This window comes from Prescottella agglutinans (assembly GCF_004011865.1).
In the GTDB taxonomy this organism is placed as follows: domain Bacteria; phylum Actinomycetota; class Actinomycetes; order Mycobacteriales; family Mycobacteriaceae; genus Prescottella; species Prescottella agglutinans.
The window spans coordinates 684,198-700,171 of the sequence record NZ_RKLP01000001.1 but is presented as its reverse complement, the minus strand read 5'-3'; the positions used below and the strand labels follow the sequence as shown (position 1 = coordinate 700,171).

15 protein-coding genes are annotated in these 15,974 nt (G+C 70.5%); 8 read left to right on the top strand and 7 right to left on the bottom strand.

Annotated features, from left to right (window positions below; translation table 11 throughout):
- Positions 1–108: 108 nt before the first annotated feature.
- Complete coding sequence (upp, locus tag EGT67_RS03275; RefSeq protein WP_127914569.1) at positions 109–732, top strand: uracil phosphoribosyltransferase; 624 nt, start codon at positions 109–111, stop codon at positions 730–732.
- Here upp and EGT67_RS03270 read toward each other — a convergent pair.
- On the bottom strand, positions 729–2,207 hold the full coding sequence (locus tag EGT67_RS03270; RefSeq protein WP_127914568.1) for a phospho-sugar mutase: 1,479 nt from the start codon (positions 2,205–2,207) through the stop codon (positions 729–731). The genes upp and EGT67_RS03270 overlap by 4 nt on opposite strands.
- Positions 2,204–2,989, bottom strand: a complete 786-nt coding sequence (locus EGT67_RS03265) for a purine-nucleoside phosphorylase (RefSeq protein ID WP_127914567.1) — start codon at positions 2,987–2,989, stop codon at positions 2,204–2,206. The genes EGT67_RS03270 and EGT67_RS03265 overlap by 4 nt, the downstream gene beginning before the upstream one ends.
- Positions 2,990–3,043: 54 nt before the next feature.
- On the opposite strand from EGT67_RS03265, the gene EGT67_RS03260 reads away from it, so the two are divergent.
- From EGT67_RS03260 to EGT67_RS03250, 3 genes are all read left to right on the top strand, one after another.
- The gene (locus EGT67_RS03260; protein WP_127914566.1) at positions 3,044–3,742 is read left to right on the top strand and encodes an enoyl-CoA hydratase/isomerase family protein; all 699 of its coding nucleotides are present in this window, start codon (positions 3,044–3,046) and stop codon (positions 3,740–3,742) included.
- Positions 3,743–3,830: 88 nt separating this feature from the next.
- Positions 3,831–4,967, top strand: a complete 1,137-nt coding sequence (locus EGT67_RS03255; RefSeq protein ID WP_127914565.1) for a M20 family metallopeptidase — start codon at positions 3,831–3,833, stop codon at positions 4,965–4,967.
- The gene (locus EGT67_RS03250) at positions 4,964–6,115 is read left to right on the top strand and encodes a M20 family metallopeptidase (protein ID WP_127914564.1); all 1,152 of its coding nucleotides are present in this window, start codon (positions 4,964–4,966) and stop codon (positions 6,113–6,115) included. The genes EGT67_RS03255 and EGT67_RS03250 overlap by 4 nt, the downstream gene beginning before the upstream one ends.
- A gap of 32 nt (positions 6,116–6,147) precedes the next feature.
- On the opposite strand, the gene EGT67_RS03245 is transcribed toward EGT67_RS03250, so the two are convergent.
- Positions 6,148–6,621, bottom strand: coding sequence for a gamma-glutamylcyclotransferase family protein (locus tag EGT67_RS03245; RefSeq protein WP_127914563.1), 474 nt, complete (start codon positions 6,619–6,621; stop codon positions 6,148–6,150).
- A 187-nt stretch (positions 6,622–6,808) separates the two neighbouring features.
- On the opposite strand from EGT67_RS03245, the gene EGT67_RS03240 reads away from it, so the two are divergent.
- Positions 6,809–8,212: an NAD(P)H-quinone dehydrogenase gene (locus EGT67_RS03240; protein WP_127914562.1), complete on the top strand. Its 1,404-nt coding sequence runs from the start codon at positions 6,809–6,811 to the stop codon at positions 8,210–8,212.
- 188 nt (positions 8,213–8,400) lie between these two features.
- Positions 8,401–9,627 carry an aminotransferase-like domain-containing protein gene (locus tag EGT67_RS03235; protein WP_127914561.1) on the top strand — a complete coding sequence of 409 codons (1,227 nt, stop codon included), beginning with the start codon at positions 8,401–8,403 and terminating at the stop codon, positions 9,625–9,627.
- Positions 9,628–9,697: 70 nt separating this feature from the next.
- Here the strand turns inward: EGT67_RS03235 and glpK are convergent, their stop codons facing one another.
- Positions 9,698–11,203: a glycerol kinase GlpK gene (gene glpK / locus EGT67_RS03230; RefSeq protein ID WP_127914560.1), complete on the bottom strand. Its 1,506-nt coding sequence runs from the start codon at positions 11,201–11,203 to the stop codon at positions 9,698–9,700.
- Between the two features lie 81 nt (positions 11,204–11,284).
- Between glpK and EGT67_RS03225 the strand changes: the two genes are divergently transcribed.
- A complete protein-coding gene (locus EGT67_RS03225; protein WP_127914559.1) occupies positions 11,285–13,039 on the top strand; it encodes a glycerol-3-phosphate dehydrogenase/oxidase in 1,755 nt (584 codons plus the stop codon).
- On the opposite strand, the gene EGT67_RS03220 is transcribed toward EGT67_RS03225, so the two are convergent.
- Positions 13,017–13,556, bottom strand: a complete 540-nt coding sequence (locus EGT67_RS03220; protein WP_127914558.1) for a hypothetical protein — start codon at positions 13,554–13,556, stop codon at positions 13,017–13,019. The two genes, EGT67_RS03225 and EGT67_RS03220, sit on opposite strands and share 23 nt — an antisense overlap.
- A 19-nt stretch (positions 13,557–13,575) precedes the next feature.
- The gene (locus EGT67_RS03215; RefSeq protein WP_127914557.1) at positions 13,576–14,514 is read right to left on the bottom strand and encodes an oxygenase MpaB family protein; all 939 of its coding nucleotides are present in this window, start codon (positions 14,512–14,514) and stop codon (positions 13,576–13,578) included.
- An 84-nt stretch (positions 14,515–14,598) separates the two neighbouring features.
- Between EGT67_RS03215 and EGT67_RS03210 the strand changes: the two genes are divergently transcribed.
- Positions 14,599–15,204 carry a TetR/AcrR family transcriptional regulator gene (locus tag EGT67_RS03210; protein WP_127914556.1) on the top strand — a complete coding sequence of 202 codons (606 nt, stop codon included), beginning with the start codon at positions 14,599–14,601 and terminating at the stop codon, positions 15,202–15,204.
- Here the strand turns inward: EGT67_RS03210 and EGT67_RS03205 are convergent.
- Positions 15,189–15,974 (bottom strand): DNA-formamidopyrimidine glycosylase family protein, encoded by a 786-nt coding sequence (locus tag EGT67_RS03205; RefSeq protein WP_127914555.1) that lies wholly within the window; start codon positions 15,972–15,974, stop codon positions 15,189–15,191. The two genes, EGT67_RS03210 and EGT67_RS03205, sit on opposite strands and share 16 nt — an antisense overlap.

The window sequence follows — 15,974 nt, the reverse complement described above, 5'->3', positions numbered from 1 at the left end:
CCATCGAAACTGTTCGTCGCAGTGTTCGACGCAGCAGGCGGCGATTCGGTTCCATTCGGGTTCGGGCCGTTTCCGGGGAGGGGTGCCCTCCAACTATCCTGTGCAGTCATGGAAACGCAGGTGGTCGACCATCCTCTGGCAGCAGCACTCCTGACGAGGATGCGGGACGAGCGCAGCGACAATGCCACGTTCCGATCCGCGCTGCGGCAGCTCACCCAGATGCTGATCTACGAGGCCATCCGCGACGCGCCTACCGCAGAGTTCGAGGTCAAGACGCCGGTCGCCGTCACGACGGGTGTCCGTCTGGCGCAGCCGCCGCTGCTGGTCCCCGTCCTGCGGGCCGGGCTCGGCATGATCGAGCAGGCCAGCTCGCTCATCCCGCAGTCGCAGGTCGGCTTCGTCGGCATGGCCCGCGACGAGGAGACCCACCAGCCGGTGCCGTACCTCGAGTCGCTGCCGGCCGACCTGTCCGGCATCCCGGTGTACGTGCTGGACCCGATGCTCGCGACCGGCGGTTCGATGGTCCACACGATCGACCTGCTCGTCGCCCGCGGCGCCACCGACATCACCGCCGTGTGTGTCGTCGCCGCCCCGCAGGGCGTCGAGGCGCTCGCGAACTCGGGTCACCCCGTGCGCCTGATCACCGCGACGGTCGACGAGGGTCTCGACGAGAACGCTTTCATCGTGCCGGGTCTGGGCGACGCCGGCGATCGCCAGTTCGGACCGCGCTAGAGGTTCTGCGCGAACTTCCGCACGTCGTCCAGGCGCACCCGCGCCGCGGCCTGTGCACTCGGCAGCGCGGCGCGGCCGGTGACGGGTTCGACCACCTCGAAATAGCACTTGAGCTTCGGTTCGGTGCCCGACGGCCGGACCGTCACGTGCAGTCCCGGTCCGGCGACCACGACCGCGTCCGTGCGCATCGGCCCGCGCACCGATGCGAGGTCGGTCGCCTCGACGGCGATTCCGGCGATCTCGGTCGGCGGGTGGGCGCGCAGTCGGCCCATCGCGCGCCCGATCTCGTCCAGGTCGGCGAAGCGGCGCGACACCTGGCCGGTGACGTGGACCCCGAACCGCGTCGCGAGGTCGTCGAGTGCGTCGGGCAGGGTGCGTCCGACGGCCGCCAGATCGGCGACGAGGTCGGCGATCAGCACGGCCGCGGAGATGCCGTCCTTGTCGCGCACGACATCCGGGTCGACGCAGTGTCCGACCGCTTCCTCGTACGCGTACACCAGACCCTCGCCGGCACGCACCAACCATTTGAATCCGGTGAGCGTGCGGGCGGACCGCTGACCGCGCGCGGCGGCGATCTTCCCGAGCAGTGTCGACGACACGATCGTCGTCGCGACCAGTGCGCTCTCGGGGGCGTGCGCGAGGATCCGCTGGCCGAGCAGCGCGCCGGTCTCGTCGCCGGTGAGCATTCGCCAGCCGTCCGGCCCGGGGACGCCGACGGCGCAGCGGTCGGCGTCGGGGTCGAGCGCGATCGCGACGTCGGCGCCGACGGCGTCGGCCAGTGCGAGCACCTCGTCCGTGGCCCCGGGCTCCTCCGGGTTCGGGAAGGCGACGGTCGGGAAGTCCGGATCCGGCGCGAATTGTGTTGCCACGGTGTGGACGTCGGCGAAACCTGCGGCGCGCAGGGCGGCCACCGCGATCTCGCCGCCGACGCCGTGCAGGGGAGTGAGCGCGATCCGGACGGCCCGTCGGGTGCCGAACGGCAGCGTCGCGACCCGGTCGAGGTACGCCGAGACGAGCGCGTCGTCGACCGGCGTCACCGGCGCGCGCCGGATCCGTGCGACCTTCGCGATCGCCTCCTCGATCTCCCGGTCGGCCGGCGCCGCGAGCGGGGCGCCGCCGTGCACGTAGACCTTGTAGCCGTTGTCGGCGGGCGGGTTGTGCGACGCGGTGATCTGGACCCCGGCAACCGCGCCGAGTCGGCGCACCGCGAACGCGACCAGCGGGGTGGGCAGCGGGCGCGGCAGCAGCACGACGTCGAAGCCCTCGGCCGCCAGGACCTCGGCCGCCGCGGTCGCGAACTCCTCCGAGCCGTGCCGGGCGTCGCGGCCCACGACGACGATGCCCCCGCCGAGGCACTTGTCCCGCAGCCACTGCGCCAGTCCGGCCGTCGTGCGCTCGACGACACCGACGTTCATGCAGTCGGGTCCGTCGCCGACCGGTCCGCGCAGTCCGGCGGTGCCGAAGCGGAGGGTCACAACCGGGCCAGCAGGTCGCGCAGCAACCCGCCCATCCGGGCGGCGGAGGCCTGTCCCGCGGCGAGGACCTCGGCGTGATCGAGGTGCTCGCCGGTGATGCCGGCCGCGAGGTTCGTCACGAGCGAGACGCCGAGGACCTCGGCGCCGAGCGCACGGGCCGCGATGGTCTCGTGCACGGTGGACATCCCGACGAGGTCGGCGCCGAGGGTGCGCAGCATGCGGATCTCGGCGGGCGTCTCGTAGTGCGGGCCGGGCAGTCCCGCGTACACCCCGTCGGTGAGCGACGGGTCGATCGCCCGGGCCAGGTCGCGCAGGCGCGGGCTGTAGGCGTCGACCAGGTCGACGAATTGCGCGCCGACGAGCGGGGAGCGCGCGGTGAGATTGAGGTGGTCGCTGATGAGGACCGGTTGACCGACGCTCATGCCCTCCCGGATGCCGCCCGCCGCGTTGGTGAGGATCACCGTCTCGGCGCCGGCCGCGATCGCGGTCCGCACCGGGTGCACCACCCGGGCCAGGTCGTGGCCCTCGTACGCGTGCGCCCGCCCGAGCAGCACCAGCACCGGAGTGTCGCCCACCCGCACCGAGCGCACGGTCCCGGCGTGGCCGACCGCGGACGGGGTCGCGAAGCCGGGCAGATCGGCCATCGGCACGACCGCGGTCGGTTCGCCGAGCGCGTCGGCCGCGGCCTGCCAGCCCGACCCGAGGACGACCGCCGCGGCGTGCTTCGGGATTCCGGTGCGGTCGGCGAGGACGTCGGCGGCCTGCTGCTCGAGTGTGCCCATGAACGGACACAGTAGTGCCGCCACCCGATGTTACTCACGGGTAGTATCGCGGCCATGCCATACCTGAATCGTCAAGGCGACGTCTTCGTCCTGTACCTCGGCAACGAGGGTGAGACGGACAACGAGAATCGGTTCCACCCCGACTGGATCGACGCGACGCACGCGTTGCTCGACGAGGTCGAAGCGCACGAGGGGCCCGCCGCGCTGGTCACGACCGCGACCGGGAAGTTCTACACCAACGGCCTCGACACCGACTGGATCTTCGGCAACCTGGACAAGCTTCCCGGTTACCTGGACCGGGTGCACACGGTCTTCTCGCGTCTGCTGACCTTCCCGATGGCGACGATCGCGGCCGTGCAGGGACACGCGTTCGGCGCCGGCGCGATGCTGGCGATCTCCCAGGACTTCCGGGTCATGCGCAGCGACCGCGGCTACTACTGCCTGCCCGAGGTCAACCTGAACATGCCGTTCACGGTGGGTATGTCGTCGCTGCTCACCTCCCGGCTGCCGCGACAGACCGCGGTCGAGGCGATGACGACGGGCCGCCGCTACGGCGGCGGCGACGCGCTCGCCTCCGGGATCGTCGACGACGCCGTCGAAGGCGATCTGGTGCTCGATGCGGCCGTCGCCCGGGCGTCGGCGCTGGTCTCGACCCGCGGCGCGAACCTGTCGGGCATCAAGCGGGGCATCCATCGCGACACGCTCGAGGCCCTGGACGCCAAGACCGACGAGAGCAACTTCAAGTTCGGATAGCCGGGACCGGGCCCGCAGGAGTGAGAGACTGGGGACTGTGAGATCAGGATCCCCGGCGGCTTCTCCGTCGGCTTCGGTGTCGGATGTCGTGTCGACGGCGCGATCCGATCTGATCGCGCTGTCGCACGCCATCCACGCACACGCGGAACTCGCGTTCGACGAGCATCGCAGCGCAGCCGAGTTGGTGGAGTTCCTGCGCGGACACGGTTTCGAGGTGCGCACCGGTGTCGCGGATCTCCCCACCGCGTTCGACGCCCGCTTCGGCAGCGGCGACCTCGTCGTCGGGATCCTCGCCGAGTACGACGCGTTGCCCGAGATCGGGCATGCCTGCGGGCACAACATCATTGCCGCGTCCGCGGTCGGTGCGGGGCTCGCGCTCGCCCCGTTGGCGGACGCCTTGGGGATCACCGTCCGCGTCATCGGCACCCCGGCGGAGGAGACCGGTGGCGGCAAGGCTTTGATGCTCGAGCGCGGCGTCTTCGACGACGTGGCGACCGCGTTGATGGTGCATCCGGGGCCGTTCGACATCGTGGGGGCGACGTCGCTCGCGCTCTCGGACATCGCGGTCACGTTCACCGGTCGGGAGGCGCACGCCTCGGCGGCACCGGAGTTCGGGCGCAATGCCGCCGACGCGGTCACCGTTGCGCAGGTGGCACTGGGACTGCTGCGTCAGCATCTCGCGCCCGGACAGCAGTTGCACGGCATCGTCAGCGACGGCGGGACGGCGCCGAACATCATCCCGGCCCACGCCGAGATGCTGTACTACCTGCGCGCGCAGACCGCCGAATCGCTCGACGAACTGGCGGCACGCGCCGAGGCGTGCTTCGCGGCGGGCGCGCTGGCGACCGGGTGCACGCACGCCGTGCGCACGGTCTCGCCCACCTACACCGAGTTGCGGCCGGATCCGTGGCTCGTCGACGTGTTCCGGGAGGAGGTCGTCGACCTCGGCCGCACGCCGCTGCCGGTGGAACTGGAATCGTCTCGCCCGCTGGGCAGTACGGACATGGGCAACGTGACGCACCTCGTCCCCGGCATCCACCCGGTGGTCGGCCTCGATTCCGGCGGTGCGGTGACCCATCAGCCGGAGTTCGCCGCGGCGGCGGTCACGGAGTCCGCGGACCAGGCCGTGATCGACGGCGCGACGGCGTTGGCGCGTACCGCGATTCGCGCCGCCCTCGATCCGGACCAGAGGGCGCGGTTGCTCGAGGGGGTGGTGCGCCGGTGAACGAGGACATCGAGAAGTGGCTCGCCGAGCACGCGATCGACCTGTCGCGGTGGCGCCGGCACTTCCACGCGAACCCGGAACTGGCCCGGCACGAGTTCTCGACCACGGCGTTCGTCGCCAGTCACCTGTCGGCGGCGGGGATGTCGCCGCTGCTGCTGCCCGGTGGGACGGGCGTCGTGTGCGACATCGGTCCCGGTGGCATGCGGATCGGTCTGCGCGGCGACATGGACGCACTGCCGATGCAGGAGGCGACCGGTGCGCCCTACGCGTCGACGGTGCCGGGCGTCGCACACGCCTGCGGGCACGACGCGCACACCGCGATCCTGCTCGGCACCGCACTCGCGCTGAACTCGTTGCCGCAGTTGCCGATCGGTGTGCGGTTCATCTTCCAGCCCGCCGAGGAGGTGATGCCGGGCGGCGCCATCGACGTCGTCTCCGCCGGCGGGATGCAGGGAGTGTCGCGGATCTTCGCGCTGCACTGCGACCCGCGCCTCGAGGCGGGACGGGTCGGGGTGCGCGTCGGCGCGATCACCTCGGCGGCGGACACCGTCGAACTCGTCCTGGACTCGCCGGGTGGGCACACGTCGAGGCCGCACCTGACGACCGATCTGGTGTACGCGATCGGAACCGTCATCACCGGGCTACCCGGGATGCTCAGCCGGCGCATCGACCCGCGCAGCGGCACGGTGATGGTGTGGGGCGCGGTGAGCGCGGGGCAGGCGCCCAACGCGATCCCGCGCAGCGGCATCCTCACCGGCACCGTCCGCACCGGCGACCACGACACCTGGGCGCTGCTCGAGCCGACCGTCCGGGAGATCGTGCACGGACTGCTCGCGCCGACGGGGGTGCGCTACGAACTCAACTACCGTCGCGGTGTGCCGCCCGTCGTCAACGACGAGGTGTCGGCACGGATGCTCGAGGACGCGGTCCGCGCGATCGGCCCCGACGCGCTCGCGGACACCCCGCAGTCCGGCGGCGGCGAGGACTTCTCGTGGTACCTCGAGGAGGCGCCGGGCGCGATGGCGCGGCTGGGAGTCTGGTCCGGGCACGGCCCGCAACTGGACATCCACCAGCCGACGTTCGACCTGGACGAGCGGGCCCTCGCGACGGGCGTGCGGGTCCTGACCAACCTGGTGCTGCAGTCCTGAATCCCCGAACCACGGAATGGCGGGTGGGCCGGCTACTGCGTGCCCGGGCCCACGTTGCGGCTGTTGCGGGTGCGCAGGCTGCGGACGTAGTCGGCGGGTGCTCCTGCGATCTCGGCGGCATCGGCGATCACCCCGAGGTAGCGGGCGGACGGCAGTCCGCCCTCGTACGCGTCGAGCACGTACAGCCAGGCGAGGACCGCGTCGCCGTCCGCGGTGTCGACGCGCAGCCGGATCTTGCGGTGCAGGCCCAGTTCGGAGCCCTCCCAGCGGTCCAGGCGCTCCTCGTCCTCGGCGGGGACGTCGTACAGCACGACGAACACCTTGGCGTCCGGATCGTCCTGATCCTCGACCACGGTGGCCAGCGCGCCCTCCCAGCCGATGTCGTCGCCGCTGAACGTCAGCCGCCAGCCCGGGAGCCAGCCCGTGCCGGACATGGGCGAGTGCGGGCAGCGTTCGAGCATCTGTTCCGGGTGCATGTTGGACCCGTACGCGGCGTAGATCGGCACGCGAAAAGCCTAATCGGTGTCGCGCGTGCTCGGGTAACGACCGGACCGTCCGGCGCAGCGACATGCGCGTTCGGCGCGGCGGTGGCCCGCCGACAGGGGTCACTGCCAGCGTGTTCCCGGTCACTGGAATAGCGTTGTACCCGGGCCTGCCGGAGATCCCGGTCGGCGCGGCGAGCTTGGAGGACGAATGACCCGGATCGTGATCATCGGCGGTGGACCTGCCGGATACGAGGCAGCGCTGGTGGCGGCCCAGCACGGCGCCTCGGTTTCCTTGATCGATTCGGACGGTATCGGTGGCGCGTGCGTGCTGTTCGACTGTGTGCCGTCGAAGACCTTCATCGCCTCCACCGGCATCCGTACCGACATGCGCCGCGCCACCGACCTGGGTATCTCGCTCGATCCGTCCAGCGCCACCATCTCGCTGCCGCAGATCAACTCCCGCGTCAAGAACCTTGCGCAGGCCCAGTCCTCCGACATCCGCGCCCGCCTCCAGAGCGTCGGAGTGACGCTGCTCTCGGGCCGGGCCGAGCTGATCGACCCGCAGATCGGCATGGCGTCCCACCAGGTGCGCGCGACCCTCAGCACCGGTGAGGAGAAGACGCTCGAGGCCGACGTCGTCCTCATCGCCACCGGTGCCAGCCCGCGCGTGCTGCCGGGCGCCGTCCCGGACGGCGAGCGGATCCTCACCTGGCGTCACCTGTACGACCTCGAGGAGCTGCCGTCGCACCTGGTGGTGGTCGGTTCGGGTGTCACCGGCGCCGAGTTCGTCTCCGCGTACACCGAGATGGGTGTCAAGGTCACGCTCGTGTCGAGCCGTGACCGCGTCATGCCGCACGAGGACGCCGACGCGGCCCTCGTCCTCGAGGACGTGCTCGCCGAGCGCGGCGTGACCCTCGTCAAGCACGCACGGGCCGATGCGGTCGAGCGCACCGAGGACGGCGTCGTCGTCAAGCTCGCGGACGGTCGCACCGTGCACGGCAGCCACGCGCTGATGGCCGTCGGTTCCACGCCGAACACCGACGGCCTCGGCCTCGAGAAGGCCGGCATCGAGCTCGACAAGGGCGGTTACCTGCGCGTGGACCGCGTCTCGCGCACCGCGGTCGCCGGCATCTACGCCGCCGGTGACTGCACCGGCCTGCTGCCGCTGGCCTCGGTCGCCGCGATGCAGGGCCGGATCGCGATGTACCACGCGCTCGGCGAGGGTGTCAGCCCGATCAAGCTCAAGACGGTCGCGTCGGCGGTGTTCACGCGCCCGGAGATCGCCAACGTCGGCGTGAGCCAGGCCGCGATCGACAACGGCGAGGTGCCCGCCCGCACGGTCATGCTGCCGCTCAACACCAACCCGCGCGCCAAGATGTCGGGTCTGCGGCGCGGCTTCGTGAAGATCTTCTGCCGCCCCGCGACCGGTGTGGTCATCGGCGGTGTGGTGGTCGCGGCCACGGCGTCGGAGCTGATCCTGCCGATCGCGATCGCGGTGCAGAACAACCTCACCGTGAACGATCTGGCGCAGACCTTCTCGGTGTACCCGTCGCTGTCGGGGTCGATCACCGAGGCATCGCGTCAGCTGATGCGCCACGACGACCTCGACTGATCTCGACATGTGAGACGACGATTTCACATCGTGGTGGACTCTGTGGGATGATGCGATAAGTCGGTCGAGAACCATCGACCCACAGCATCGCTCTCCGCCCCGTGGATCCGGGACGACCTGGGTGTTTCTGCCTTCGTCCTTCGCCGTCGTGCGCGACGGCAGTCCCTCCACCACACGGAGTCGCCTCCATGTCACTCGATTCGTCGTCGCTCGATTCGTCCTTCCGGCTGTCGTCGCGGATGGCCGGCCTGCGTAGTTCGGCCATCCGCGATCTGCTCACCCTCACCGCCCGCCCCGACGTCATCAGCCTGGCCGGTGGACTCCCGGCCACGGAACTCGTTCCGCGGGAACGCATCACACATGCCGCGCAGCGGGCGCTCGCCGATCCGCGTTCGGTGCAGTACGGCGAGACGTCGGGTTGGGCGCCGCTCCGGGAGACCATCGCGGCCCGCGAGAGCGAGAAGGTGGGCCGGCGGATCGCCCCGGCCGAAGTGGTCGTCACCCACGGGTCGCAGCAGGCGCTGAGCCTGCTCGCGCAGGTCCTGCTCGACCCGGGCGACACCGTCGTCGTGGAGGAACCCGGATACACCGGCGCGCTGCAGGTGTTCCGGACCGCGCAGGCCGTGCTGGTGCCCGTCGCGCTCGACGCGGACGGCATGGACGTCGAGGCCCTCGAGCGGTCGCTGCGAGAGGGTCTGCGGCCCAAGGTGGTCCACACGGTCAGCAACTTCCACAACCCGCGTGGCGTCGTGCTGTCCGCGGAGCGCCGCGTCCACCTCGCCGCTCTCGCCGACCGGTACGGCTTCTGGATCATCGAGGACGATCCGTACGGCGAACTCTGGTTCGACGCCCCGGCGCCCGCGCCCGTCGCGGCGCACTCCGATCGGGTGCTGCGGCTGTCGAGCGGATCCAAGACGCTCGCGCCCGCGCTGCGGATCGGCTGGCTGCACGGTGACCGCAGGGTGTGCGAGGCGGTCGAACTTCTCAAACAGGGCGCCGACCTGTGCGGGTCCTCGCTCACGCAGCAGATCGCGACGGAACTGCTCGACGACAGCGCGTGGCTGGCCGCGCACCTGACCACCGTCCGCGGTGCCTACGCGGCACGGGCCGGCGCCCTGGTCGACGCGCTCGAAACCGCTTTCGGGGAGCGCATCTCGCACGCCACGGTGCACGGCGGCATGTTCTGCTGGATCGAGTTCGCCGACGGTGTCGACACGACCGCCCTGCTCCAGACGGCCGTCGAACACGACGTCGCGTACGTGCCCGGCGGCGCTTTCGGGGTCACGAGCACCCACCCGCACGCGGCGCGCCTGTGCTTCGCGACCTACGACGGCGCGGTGCTGGCCGAGGGCGTCGACCGACTCCGCAGGGCATACGACGCGTTCTCGGGTACGGCGGCGCCGCGCGCGAATTGACGTCCCGCGCCCGCGATTGCGCGCGCGGGAGGCGAATCTGCGCGCGGGACGCTGTCGGGCCGCGGCCGGGTCAGGACCGGGCGTCCTCGTCGACCCAGTCGTAGGTGCGCTCCACCGCGCGGTTCCACCCGGCGTAGAGGCGCTCGCGCTCGGCCTCGTCCATCTTCGGCTCCCAGGTCTTGTCCTCGGCCCAGTTGTCGCGAATGTCGTTCTCGCTCTCCCAGAATCCGACGGCGAGGCCCGCCGCGTAGGCGGCGCCGAGGGCGGTGGTCTCGTTCACGACCGGACGCGTGACCGGGACGTCGAGGATGTCCGACTGGAACTGCATGAGGGTCTCGTTGACGACCATGCCGCCGTCCACCTTGAGGGAACTCAGTTCGACGCCGGAATCGGCGCGCATGGCCTCGATCACCTCGCGGGTCTGGTAGGCGGTGGCCTCGAGGGCGGCCCGGGCGAGGTGACCCTTGTTCACGAACCGGGTCAGGCCGGCGATGACGCCGCGCGCGTCGGGCCGCCACCGGGGCGCGAACAGCCCCGAGAACGCGGGCACGAAGTACGCTCCGCCGTTGTCCTCGACCGTCTTCGCCAGGGGTTCGATGTCCTTGGCCGACTGGATGATTCCGAGGTTGTCGCGGAGCCACTGCACGAGCGATCCGGTGACCGCGACCGAGCCCTCGAGGGCATACACGGCGGGCTTGTCGCCGAGCTTGTAACAGACCGTGGTGAGCAGTCCGTGTTCGCTGTGGACCGGTGTCGTTCCGGTGTTGAGCAGCAGGAAGTTTCCGGTGCCGTAGGTGTTCTTGGCCTCGCCCTCGGACAGGCAGGCCTGCCCGAACGTCGCGGCCTGCTGGTCGCCCAGGATCCCGGCGACGGGGATCCCGGCGGAGATCCCGGGCAGGGCCAGATCGCCGTAGACCTCGGAGGAACTGCGGATCTCCGGCAGCATGGACACCGGGACGCCGATCGCCTCGCAGATGTCGTGATCCCACTCGAGCGTCTCGATGTTCATCAGCAGCGTGCGCGACGCGTTGGTGACATCGGTGACGTGCAGGCCGCCGGTGAGATTCCAGATGGTCCACGAGTCGATGGTCCCGAAGCAGAGTTCTCCGGCTTCCGCCCGCTCCCGTGCGCCGTCGACGTTGTCGAGGATCCAGCGAATCTTGGGGCCCGAGAAGTACGTCGACAACGGCAGTCCGGTGACACCACGGAACCGCTCGGGACCCTCGGCGCCGCCGATCTCGGTGCAGAGGCGGTCGGTGCGGGTGTCCTGCCACACGATCGCGTTGTAGACGGGCTTGCCGGTCTCGCGGTCCCACACCACCGTCGTCTCGCGCTGGTTCGTGATGCCGATCGCGGCGATGTCCTGCGCCGTGAGATTCGTCTTGGCGAGGACGCTGCCGACCATCTCTCGGGTGTTGTTCCACAGCTGCTCCGGATCGTGCTCCACCCAGCCCGGCTTCGGGAAGATCTGGTCGTGCTCCTTCTGCGCAACGCCGACGACTCGACCTCCGTGGTCGAAGATCATGCACCGGCTCGAGGTGGTTCCCTGGTCGATGGCGGCGATGTACTTGGTCACGGTCGTCCTCGTCTCTCGGGCAGTCTGCGCACGAAGCTACTAGCCTGAGAGCAGATTCGCCCACAACCACGGGAGACCGAGTTGGACAAGCAGCCTGGAGTGCAATTCCTGGGCCCGCGACAGCGGGAGCAGGCCTGGGAGAAGTTGGGATCGGAGCAATTCGACGTAGTGGTGGTCGGCGGTGGCGTCGTCGGTGCGGGGGCCGCGCTCGACGCAGCGACCCGCGGGCTGAAGGTGGCGCTCGTCGAAGCCCGGGATTTCGCGTCGGGCACGTCGTCGCGGTCGTCGAAGATGTTCCACGGTGGGCTGCGTTACCTCGAACAACTCGAGTTCGGTCTGGTCGCGGAGGCGCTGCACGAGCGTGAGCTGTCGATGTCGACGCTCGCGCCGCACCTCGTCAAGCCGTTGAAGTTCCTCTTCCCGTTGACTCACCGGATGTGGGAGCGACCGTACATGGCCGCGGGATTCCTCCTCTACGACCGGATGGGCGGCGCGAAGTCCGTTCCGGCGCAGAAGCATCTGACCCGAGCGGGTGCGCTGCGGATGGCGCCCGGCCTCAAGCGCAATGCGCTGATCGGCGGAATCCGCTACTTCGACACCGTCGTCGACGACGCCCGCCACACGATGACCGTGGCGCGCACGGCCGCCCACTACGGCGCGGTGGTGCGCACCTCCACGCAGGTGGTGGGATTCCTGCGCGAGGCCGACCGGGTGTCGGGCGTGCGCGTGCGTGATTCGGAGACCGGGGCCACGACGGAGGTCGAGGGCCACGTCGTCATCAACGCGACGGGGGTGTGGACCGACGAGATCCAGGCCCTGTCCCGGCAGCGCGGCCGGTTCCGGGTGCGGGCGTCCAAGGGCGTCCACATCGTGATCCCGCGCGATCGGATCGTGAGCGACTCCGCGATCATCCTCCGTACCGAGAAGTCCGTCCTGTTCGTCATCCCGTGGGGCAACCACTGGATCATCGGGACCACCGACACCGACTGGAACCTCGACCTCGCCCATCCGGCGGCGACCAAGGCCGACATCGACTACATCCTCGGTCACGTCAACAAGGTGCTGGTCACCCCGCTCACCCACGACGACATCGACGGCGTCTACGCGGGCCTGCGTCCGTTGCTGGCGGGGGAGAGCGACGAGACGTCCAAGCTCTCGCGTGAGCATGCGGTCGCGCGGGTCGCGCCCGGCCTGGTCGCGATCGCCGGCGGCAAGTACACCACCTACCGGGTGATGGGCGAGGACGCCGTCGACCTCGCCGCCGAGGACATCCCGGCGCGGGTGGCGCCGTCGATCACCGAGAAGGTGCCGCTGGTCGGCGCCGACGGATACTTCGCGCTCGTCAACCAGGCGGTGCATCTCGGGCAGTTGCACGGGCTGCACCCGTACCGGATCAAGCACCTGCTCGAGCGCTACGGCTCCCTGATCGACGAGGTCCTCGAACTCGCCGCCGAGTCGCCGGAATTGCGCGAGCCGATCACCGACGCCCCCGACTACCTGCAGGTGGAGGCGGTGTACGCGGCCGCGGCGGAGGGCGCGCTGCACCTCGAGGACATCCTCGCCCGGCGCACGCGCATCTCGATCGAGTACTCGCACCGCGGCGTCGACTGCGCCGAGCAGGTGGCCCGGCTCGTAGCCCCGGTACTGGGCTGGGACGAGGCCACCATCGACCGGGAGGTCGAGACGTACCGGGCGCGGGTCGAGGCCGAGATCATGTCGCAGGCGCAACCCGACGACGCCTCCGCCGACGCGCTGCGGGCCGCGGCACCCGAGGCGCGGGCGGAGATTCTCGAGCCGGTGCCGGGCACCGTTCCTAGTGGGTCAGCACGATCTTGACGATCACGATCGCGGTGGCGGCCACGGCCAATAGCCCCGCCGCGATCAGGGTGTCGCGTGAGGGCCGTTCACCGCGGAGTCGGGCGATGACGAAGACCATCGACGCGATGCGGATCAGGATCGTCACCTCGGCGATCACCTGAGCGGTGAACGGCTCGAGCCAGCCGAAGACGGCGGTCGCCAGGACGGCTATCGGCAGAACCGCCGAGCTGAGGACCGGCACCGAGTCGCGTAGTTCGGCAAGGCGATCGGCGGTCGTCAGCTGTTTCCCGGAGCGGACCGACTTCCCGACACCCTCCGCGAAGGCGTGAGCGATGAAGGTCGACACCGCGGTTCCGGCGACGACCGCGATCGTGCGGGAATCGCTGCGGGAGACGGTCTCCGGGATCAGCGCGGCGAGAATCAGGATGTTGCCGTACACGTACGCGCTGATTCGGCTGGCGGCGTTCTCCCGGTCGAGTGGAACCGAGCGACTCAACAGGGGGCGGTGCAGCAGCGAACGTAGATCCGGTTCCATGCCCCCGAGCGTTGCACAGTCAGCCCACCGGCGGCGAATAGTGGCTGGGATCGTCGCGGTGCTCGAGCGGGGCCAGATTGCGGGCCGGCGTGTGCACCAGCGGTGCGCCCACCGGCGCGCGGCCGCTGACCCGATCGAGGCCGCCGCGGGCACGCGGATGCTTGCGGCGTCGTTCGGGGACGAGACGGAAGGCCGCGTTCACCGCCCGGCCCACCAGGCGATGGACCCACGCGTCCACCGGACCCCACCGGTAGCCCAGCAGATCCCGCACCGGTTGGTCGTACAGGCCGACGGTCAGCCACACGAATCCCTTCGACACCGGGACGCGGGCGATCCGCCACAGCGGTTCGGGCAGCCACAGCAGGAACGGGGGACGGCCGATGCCGGACAGGTCGAGCACGTCGCGGGTGGCCTTGTTGTCCTCGAGGACGTCGCGGCACATGTGGTCCCAGTACTTCTGGAAGTCCTCCCACGTCTGCGGCACCGGTCGCATGCTCACCCCGTACAGCCGGTACCACTGGATGTGTTCGGTGAACAACTGCCGCTTCTGCGCCTCGGTGACGCCGCCCATGAAGTGCTCGGCCGTGAGGACCGTGCCCATGAAGAAAGTGGCGTGCGCCCAGTAGAACGTCTCCGGATCGAGTGCGTGGTAGCGCCGGCCCCTCGCGTCGACGCCCTTGATGTTCCGGTGGTAGTCGCGGACCTCCTCGGCCGTCGCCTGCGCTCGGTCACCGTCGAACACCACACCGCCGATGGGATACAGCGAGCGGAACAGGCGTTCCCACCGTTCCTCGAAGAACCGGGAATGCTGCTCGACGCCGGCGCCGAGGCCCGGGTGCATGTTCTGCATGGACCCGGCCCACAGGCCCTGCAGCATGCCCCGCCAGTCGCCGAAGTACCGCCAGGTGAGCGAGTCCGGCCCGAGAGGGATCGGTGCGGACGTGTCCGAACGAGTCACTGCGGGCCGCCTTCCGGATGGAACTGACTACACCTGTTGTCAGATTAGGATCGGGGCGGAGGACGGTCAAGGTCTGGAGGATGGGTGGGTACGCAGCGGCGGACGTGGGCGGGCACCGGTATCGAGGAACGTCGTGCCGCCCGGCGCGCCGCGCTGTTGGCCGCCGGCGTGGAGCTTCTCGGCGCGGAGGGCGGCGCCGCGGTCGGGGTGCGGTCGGTGTGCCGGGCCGCCGCGCTCACCGAACGGTACTTCTACGAGAGCTTCACCGACCGAGACGAATTCGTTCGTGCCGTGTACGACGAGGTCGGCCGGCAGGCCCACGACGCGCTCGTGGCGGCGGTCGGGTCGGCGCGCACGCCGCGGGACCGGGCGTCGGGCGCGGTGTCCGCGTTCGTGGAGTTGATGGTCGACGACCCCGCCCGCGGCCGGGTGCTGCTGTTGGCCCCGCTGACCGAGCCGGCCCTCGGCGGGCAGGGGCTCGAACTGGCCCCGGCGTTCGTGCTGCTGGTACATGGGCAACTCTCGCGGATCGTCGATCCGGACGAGCGGCAGATGACCGCGGTGGGCCTGGTGGGCGCGTTGACGAGCCTGTTCATCGGCTACCTCGACGGCACGATCGCCGCCCCCCGCGAGCGCTTCGTCGCGCACTGCGTCGGGCTGCTGGAGGCGGCGGGTCAGCGCACCGGCTGACAGTTCGGGCAGTAGAAGATCGACCGCTCCCGCCCGGGTTCCTCGCCGAACTCGGCCGCGACGATCAGCGTGCCGCAACGCAGGCACGGTCTGCCGCCGCGCCCGTACACCCAGTCCCGCCGTCCGGGCCGTCGGTCCCCGGTGGTGACGCGGACGGGGCGGTCCCGGTTGGCCCGCAGCAGTCGATGCGCGAGGTCCACCACATCGGGGAGGCCCGGGACGCGATCGGTGGGGGTGCGCGGATCGACGCCGCGCAGGAAGCAGATCTCGTTGCGGTACACGTTGCCGATGCCGGCCATGATGCGCTGATCCAGGAGCGCCTCGCCGATCGGACGGTCCCCGGCCGCCGCCAGATTCGTGGCCGCTACCGCGGCGTCCCAATCCGGGCCGAGCAGGTCCGGTCCCAGATGCCCGACGACGGTGTCCTCGTCGGTGCGGTCGATGACCTCGGTGATACCGAGCGAGAAGCCCACGGCGACAGTGTCTTCGGTTCCCAGGATGATCCGCGCCTGATGGGTCGGACGCTTCCACCGGGCGCCCCGGGCGTACACGTGCCACGTGCCCTCCATCTTCAGATGGGTGTGGATCGTGCGGTCGCCGACGTGGGTGAGCAGGTGTTTGCCCCGGGCGACGACCGAATCGACGGTCCGGCCGGACAGATCGACGGTCGCGTAGCGCGGCACCCGGATGTCGCACTCGGTCAGCGTGTGGCCGGCGAGCGCGTCGTCGAGGCGGCGCGCGGCCTGCCAGACGGTGTCGCCCTCGGGCAT

Excerpts from the sequence above, each read along its gene's own strand:
- EGT67_RS03260 (WP_127914566.1), top strand. The coding sequence starts at position 3,044 with ATGCCATACCTGAATCGTCAAGGCGACGTCTTCGTCCTGTACCTCGGC.
- EGT67_RS03265 (WP_127914567.1), bottom strand. The coding sequence starts at position 2,989 with ATGGGCACACTCGAGCAGCAGGCCGCCGACGTCCTCGCCGACCGCACC.
- upp (WP_127914569.1), top strand. The coding sequence starts at position 109 with ATGGAAACGCAGGTGGTCGACCATCCTCTGGCAGCAGCACTCCTGACG.
- EGT67_RS03205 (WP_127914555.1), bottom strand. The coding sequence starts at position 15,974 with ATGCCCGAGGGCGACACCGTCTGGCAGGCCGCGCGCCGCCTCGACGAC.
- EGT67_RS03240 (WP_127914562.1), top strand. The coding sequence starts at position 6,809 with ATGACCCGGATCGTGATCATCGGCGGTGGACCTGCCGGATACGAGGCA.
- EGT67_RS03220 (WP_127914558.1), bottom strand. The coding sequence starts at position 13,556 with ATGGAACCGGATCTACGTTCGCTGCTGCACCGCCCCCTGTTGAGTCGC.
- EGT67_RS03235 (WP_127914561.1), top strand. The coding sequence starts at position 8,401 with ATGTCACTCGATTCGTCGTCGCTCGATTCGTCCTTCCGGCTGTCGTCG.